Below are 5,052 nucleotides of genomic sequence, written 5' to 3' on the forward strand. Positions count from 1 at the left end.
TTGTCAAGGCGGGAAAGATGCCTTGACAAGCACCCGCCGTCCGCGTTTTGGCTTCGTATCGGGGTGCGGGGGAGTGTGGGTGCGTTGGTGGGTTTGGGAGCGCGGGTGCGGTGGGGCAGGTGGGGCGCGGGGTTTGGGTGAGCTGGTGGGTTTGTGTGCGCGGGTGCGGTGGGGCAGGTGGGCGCGGGGCTTGGGTGTGCTGGTGGGTTTGGGAGCGCGGGCTGCGGTGGGACAGGTGGGCGCGCGGGTTGGGTGCCTGGGCCGGTTGGGTGGGCGGGCGGCGGTTTTGGGGTGGGGCTTGCACCCCAATGTGGCATTGGGTGCGTGGGATGCACCCAATGCCACATTGGGGGCAGTGCGGCGGGGCCGGGTGAGGGTGGGCCGTGAAGGGGCCCTTGAGGGAATCCCGGTCCGCGAGGGGGTCCTTGAGGGAATCCAAGTACGTGAGGGTTCCCCTCACGGACCGGTGCGGGTCGTGAGGGGAATCCTCAAGGAATCAGGGGCCGTGAAGGTTCCCCTCACGGACTGCGGACGAAACGACCGAGTCGAGGGAATCAGTCCGTCTCGGGTGTTTTGTCCAGGCGGATCTCGTCGTCCTTCGCGCGCTGGGCTGCTTCGCGCATTTCGATCATGTCCGTGAACCAGTCGCCGGTTTCGCGGGCTATGTCGCGGACTGCGCCGGTGATGATGGTGGCGATGTTGCCGATGTGGGTGGCTGCGGATTCCGTCAGCTCCTGCACGGTGTCCTTGCCACTTTCGAATGGGCCGACCATGGGCTTCCTCAGGCTGCTCGGAGTTGCCGTTCCGGGTCCACGGTAGCGGCCGGGCCCGGTTTTCCGGGGAGGGCCAGCCGCACGATTTTCTTCGCTACCGACCACAGCTGCTTGCGCAGGGGGCCGGTGTTGTAGGGCAGGCCGTAGCGTTCGCAGATTTCGCGCACCTCTCCGGCGATCTGCGGGTAGCGGCGCGCGGGCAGGTCCGGGAACAGGTGGTGTTCGATCTGGTGCGACAGGTTCCCCGACAGGATGTGGAACAGCGGGCCGCCGGTGATGTTCGCGGAGCCGAGGATCTGGCGCAGGTACCACTGGCCGCGCGTCTCGTTCTCCGTCTCCTCCTCGGTGAAGCTCTCGACGTCCGCGGGGAAGTGGCCGCAGAAGATGATCGAGAACGCCCACAGGTTGCGGACCAGGTTGGCGCTCGCGTTGCCCAGCAGCGTCAACGGCGCGAGCGGGCCGGTGAGCAGCGGGAACAGCACGTAGTCCTTGCCGATCTGGCGCGAGGCCTTGCGGACGATCCGGCGCAGCACCGGCACGTTCTCCGCCCAGGTCCGCTCGCCCTTCACGACCCGCTCGACCTCGAGGTCGTGCAGCATCACGCCCCATTGGAACAGCAGCGCGAGCAGCGTCGCGTACACCGGGTTGCCCAGGTAGTACGGGTGCCACTTCTGCGCCGGGTCCATCCGCAGGATTCCGTAGCCGACGTCGCGGTCCTTGTCGACGATGTTGGTGTAGGTGTGGTGGATGTAATTGTGCGAGTGCCGCCAGTTCTCCGCCGGCGCGACGGTGTCCCATTCGAACCGCTGCGAGCTCAGCTCCGGGATGCGCGTCCAGTCGTACTGGCCGTGCATCACGTTGTGGCCGATCTCCATGTTGTCCAGGATTTTCGCCGCGGACAGCGCCGCGACGCCGGCCAGCCACGCGGGCGGCAGGAAACCGGCGAACAGCAGGCCGCGGCCGGTCACCTCCAGTGCGCGCTGGGTTTTGATGATTTTGCGGATGTATTCGAGGTCTTCCTCGCCGAGGTCGTCGACGATCCGCTGGCGCAGCGCGTCGAGTTCGCGGCCGAATTCCTCGACCTGTGCGGGGGTCAAGCGGTCCTGCAGACCGGTCATGATGCTTCCTCCGGTGGTCAGGCGTCGATTTCGACGTCCCCGACGGGGACGCTGACGCAGAGCTGGATTTCTTCGTTCTCCTCGCCGGAGACCTCGCCGGTGCGGGCGTTGCGGACGCGTCCGGCGGTTTTGAGCTGCGTGCAGGAGAAGCAGATGCCCATCCGGCACCCGTGCTCCGGCGTCAGGCCCGCGTCCTCGGCCTGTTCGAGCAGCGGCTTGCCGGAGTTGTCGCACTCGCGGCCGCTGCGGGCGAAGCGCACCCGGCCCTCGGCGGCCGCGGTGTCGAAGGTCAACGGCGCTGCCGTGAACTCTTCGGTGTGCAGTTGTGCACTCAACCCTTCGGTTTCGAAGAGTTCGCGCGCGGCGTTCATCAGCGGAGCCGGGCCGCACAGGAACGTCTCGGCCTCGCGGAACCACGGCGCGGCCTTCTCCAGATGCTTGAGGGAGAACAGGCCGTGCAGGTCGCCGCCGCGACGCGCGTGGGTGTGCGCGTGGACCACGCGGAACGCCGGGTGCCGGGCGGCGAGTTCGGCCAGTTCGGCGCGGTAGAGCGCGTCCTCGGGGGTGTTCGAGTAGTGCAGGAACACGATCTCGCCGGGGTGTCCCTCGGCGACGAGCGTGCGGGCCATCGCGAGCACCGGCGTGATCCCGCTGCCGCCGCTCATCAGCACGATCCGGTCCGGGCGCGGCGACGGCAGGGTGAATTCGCCGTCCGCGGGCGAAAGCCCGACCACCGCGCCGACAGCGGTGTCCTGAAGATGCCGCGACACCAGCCCCTTCGGGTCGGCCTTCACGGTGAACTCCAGGTCGTCGCTGCCCTGTGCGCCGCACGGCGAGTAGCAGCGGGTCCGGCGCACGCCGTCGATCTCCACCTGCATCCGCACGTACTGCCCGGCGCGGAAGCCCTGCCACGCCCGGCTCGGCCGCACGGTGAAGGTGACGGTGTCCGGCGTCTGATGCCGCACGGCGGTGACGCGGCCGCGGATCTCGCGCCGCACCAGCATCGGGTCGACCAGTTCGAGGTACCGGTCCGCGCCGTGCGGGGTGAGCAGCGCCTCGGCGAGCGAGACGAGCCCGCGCACGCGGCGCGGGAGCAGTGCGGTCATCACCCCTCCAGAAGTTTGAGTGCACAGTCGTACACTGACTAGTGTGGGGGCAAGGCCCCGGGGCCTGTCAACGCGGAAGCGAGGTGATGTGACGTGGGCCATGCGACGATCGCCAGTACGCTGCTCGACGTGTCCGCAGCCGAGGAGCCGGCCGGCCCGGTGAGCCGGCAGGAGCGCAAACAGCGCACCCGTCAGGCGCTGCTCGACGCGGCGCTCGACCTGCTCGCCGACCGGAGTTTCGCCAGCCTTTCGCTGCGCGAGGTCGCGAAGGGCGCGGGCATCGTGCCGACGGCGTTCTACCGGCATTTCTCGTCGATGGAAGAGCTGGGAGTCGCGCTGGTCGAGGAGACCACGCGCACGCTTCGCGGCATGCTTCGCGGCGCGCGTACCGAGCAGAACGGCTACGGCGGCATGATCCGGGCTTCGGTGCGCACGCTGCACCGGCACGTCCGCGAGCACGAGGACCATTTCCGGTTCGTCACGCGCGAGCGCTACGCCGGAGCGGGCGCGGTGTCCCGTGCGATCGCGGTCGAGATGCGGATGTTCTCCAGCGACCTGGCGCTGGACCTGGCGCGGTTCGATCCGCTGCGCACCTGGCCCACCGACGACCTGCACCTGCTGGCCGACCTCATCGTCACCGCGATGCTCGGCACGGTCGCCGAACTGCTGGAAATCCGCCCCGGCGACACCGCCGCGGACGAGCGCACCTTGGTCGCGGCGGAGAAACGGCTCCGGATGATCCTGCTCGGGGTGCCGCACTGGCAGCCTTAGCGCCATGGCCTTCCTGCAGCTGACCGCGATCATCGTCGACGACTACGACGAGGCGATCGACTTCTTCACCCGCGCGCTGGGTTTCGACCTGGCCGAGGATTCACCGTCGCTCACCAACGACGGCCGCCCCAAGCGGTGGGTGGTCGTCCGCCCGCCCGGCGGCGAAACCGGCATCCTGCTCGCCAAGGCCGACGGCGACCGGCAATCCCGCGCGGTCGGCGACCAGCACGCCGGCCGCGTCGGATTTTTCCTGCGCGCGGACGACTTCGACGCCAGCTATCAGCGGATGCGCGACGCCGGGGTGGAGTTCCTCGGCGAACCGCGGACCGAACCGTACGGCCGGGTCGTCGTGTTCCGCGACATCGCGGGCAACCGCTGGGACCTGCTCGGCCCGGCCGCGTCCTGACCCTGCTCTACGATCCCGAAGTCCAATTGATCGTGGAGGAACGCTATGCCGAGCGGGTCGGAAGTCCGAGCCGAATTCACCGACCCAGCACACAACCTGGCGTTCGACGAGGCACTGCTGCGCGAGGGTCCGACCGAGCCGGTGGTGTGGCTGTGGCGGAACCCGGTGTGCGTCGTGGTCGGGCGCGGCCAGCGAATCGCCCGCGAAGTCCGCGTCGACGAATGCGCTCGTGACGGCGTCCCCGTGCTGCGCCGAGCCAGCGGCGGCGGCACGGTGTTCCACGACCCGGGCAATCTCAACGTGACGCTCGTGCTTCCCGGCCCCGCGCCCCGCCCGCTGGAAATGCTCGGCCTGGTGATGTCCGCCGCAGTGGAAAAACTGGGCCTCCCGGCCAGGATCGGCGACCGCGGCATCTTCGTCGGCGACGCGAAACTGTGCGGCTTCGCGGTCTTCCGGACCAAAGACGTGCTGCTGGCGCATTCGACGCTCCTGGTCGACACCGACGCCGCCCGCGTTGGCGCGTATCTCACCGGCCCGCCGCCGGACCCGAAACCGCTGGATTCGCACCGGAGCAAGGTGGCGTCACTGGTCGACCACGGAGTGCGGCTGCCGCTGACCGAAGTGGAAGACACCGTGCGCGCAGCCGCGGCGGGACTGCTCGGTCCGCTCCCGCCGCGCGAACCGACCGCGGCGGAGCTGGAGCGGCAAAGGGCATTGCTGTGGAGCCGCTACGAATACCCGGATTGGCACGCCGAAGGACGCCAGCGTTCTTGATTCGGGTCGTCCCCGGCCGAGATGCCGTGATGGGCTCCTTGAGGGAATCAGATTCCCTCAAGGAGCCCTTCACGGAACGGGATCAGCTGCCGGAGGAGGAGAAC

Annotated in this window: 6 protein-coding genes; 3 read left to right on the forward strand and 3 right to left on the reverse strand. The window is 68.9% G+C overall.

Going from position 1 to position 5,052, the window contains the following annotated elements:
- Positions 1-554 precede the first annotated feature (554 nt).
- The 3 genes from ACWGIC_RS44625 to ACWGIC_RS44635 are packed head-to-tail and all read right to left on the reverse strand — an operon-like array spanning position 555 to position 2,997.
- Positions 555-773, reverse strand: a complete 219-nt coding sequence (locus ACWGIC_RS44625) for a hypothetical protein (protein WP_452082010.1) — start codon at positions 771-773, stop codon at positions 555-557.
- A gap of 8 nt (positions 774-781) precedes the next feature.
- Positions 782-1,891: a fatty acid desaturase family protein gene (locus tag ACWGIC_RS44630; protein WP_452082011.1), complete on the reverse strand. Its 1,110-nt coding sequence runs from the start codon at positions 1,889-1,891 to the stop codon at positions 782-784.
- A 17-nt stretch (positions 1,892-1,908) separates the two neighbouring features.
- Positions 1,909-2,997 carry a ferredoxin reductase gene (locus ACWGIC_RS44635; RefSeq protein ID WP_452082012.1) on the reverse strand — a complete coding sequence of 363 codons (1,089 nt, stop codon included), beginning with the start codon at positions 2,995-2,997 and terminating at the stop codon, positions 1,909-1,911.
- 93 nt (positions 2,998-3,090) lie between these two features.
- Here ACWGIC_RS44635 and ACWGIC_RS44640 point away from each other — a divergent pair, with 93 nt between their 5' ends.
- From ACWGIC_RS44640 to ACWGIC_RS44650, 3 genes are read left to right on the forward strand one after another with little or no spacing between them, the layout of a single operon-like run.
- Complete coding sequence (locus ACWGIC_RS44640; protein WP_452082013.1) at positions 3,091-3,768, forward strand: TetR family transcriptional regulator; 678 nt, start codon at positions 3,091-3,093, stop codon at positions 3,766-3,768.
- 4 nt (positions 3,769-3,772) lie between these two features.
- A complete protein-coding gene (locus tag ACWGIC_RS44645) occupies positions 3,773-4,174 on the forward strand; it encodes a VOC family protein (protein WP_452082014.1) in 402 nt (133 codons plus the stop codon).
- Positions 4,175-4,219: 45 nt separating this feature from the next.
- The gene (locus tag ACWGIC_RS44650) at positions 4,220-4,948 is read left to right on the forward strand and encodes a lipoate--protein ligase family protein (protein ID WP_452082015.1); all 729 of its coding nucleotides are present in this window, start codon (positions 4,220-4,222) and stop codon (positions 4,946-4,948) included.
- Positions 4,949-5,052: the final 104 nt, after the last annotated feature.

The sequence above is a fragment of the Amycolatopsis sp. NPDC054798 genome (assembly GCF_053611505.1).